Origin of the sequence: Hafnia paralvei ATCC 29927, assembly GCF_001655005.1 — a bacterium.
Lineage (GTDB): Bacteria > Pseudomonadota > Gammaproteobacteria > Enterobacterales > Enterobacteriaceae > Hafnia > Hafnia paralvei.
The window spans coordinates 1-983 of sequence record NZ_LXET01000069.1 but is presented as its reverse complement, the minus strand read 5'-3'; the positions used below and the strand labels follow the sequence as shown (position 1 = coordinate 983).

The window sequence follows — 983 nt, the reverse complement described above, 5'->3', positions numbered from 1 at the left end:
AAAGCATTCAGACAACGCTATTACTGATTTGCGCCCGAAAGCACCGGTGAGCGGCCAGAATGCCCCATAGGGCGTTTTGGGCGTGATTTCCGGTGTGTTGGTCGGCCAGCTCTGCTGGGCGGCCTACAGGTGCACTTTTGCAAGCTTAAATGGGGGGATTTAAAGATAACCGGGTTCGATATCCGGTTATCTTTAAAGCGCGGCCAAAAGGCGGGTTTCCCCGCCAATCATCAAATTAATTTGCTAACACCTTCATTTTTTTACCTCCTGAAAAGCTATGTGATCCATAGTTCTCCCGAATTTCATCTAAGGAGTGTTCGCGGCGATTATTCAAACATTTATGTTCTTCAGGTCGATAAAACCACACTTTCTTTTTAGGTGCATATTTACAGCCAGCGGCTTTCAAAAACTCGCGATTTTCCATTGTGTTGCCGCTAATCCAAATCCAGTTCCCGATAACTTCAATAATTAGACCTTCAATTTCAGAAATTTTATTAAGCATCTCCTCAACTTCTTCGCTGTAATTATATGCTTCATCGGCGTTATGGTTAAAATTAACGATTTTATCTAAGTTATCTTTTAGGAAATTAAAAGCGGCGGTAATCATTTTCATCATGTTTGCATCAACCGCTTTATTTTTGTCCGGGTGATATTTTAAAGCCAATTTTTTATAAGCTTTCTTAATTTCAATCTCGGTAATTTCACCTGACAGACCTAACACGTTCAACGCTTCTTTGATGCTCTGGCTCATTTTATTTATTCCATCCCGTTAACGGCGGGTTTCCGTTGGGCGTTCTGCCCGGTTCATGTGGTTAATTATATATAAGATTAGAAATCGGCGCAAGTTATTTTATATAATATTATATATTATTTATGCGCTTCAGCGCATGGGAGGCGCTAAGCGCCGGAAGCCCCGCAGCGCAGCGAGGACATAAAAGCGTTACGGCTTCAGCCGTAATAACCCCCCTCACTGCTGAGCCTAT

1 protein-coding gene is annotated in these 983 nt (G+C 42.4%); it reads right to left on the bottom strand.

All coding sequences use genetic code 11. The annotated features are described in order from the left end of the window. Positions 1-235 precede the first annotated feature (235 nt). On the bottom strand, positions 236-751 hold the full coding sequence (locus tag M988_RS21810; protein ID WP_064575933.1) for a DnaJ domain-containing protein: 516 nt from the start codon (positions 749-751) through the stop codon (positions 236-238). Between the last annotated feature and the right edge of the window lie 232 nt (positions 752-983).

What these genes read in the sequence shown, in the direction of transcription:
- M988_RS21810 (WP_064575933.1), bottom strand. Translation starts at nt 751, where the DNA reads ATGAGCCAGAGCATCAAAGAAGCGTTGAACGTGTTAGGTCTGTCAGGT.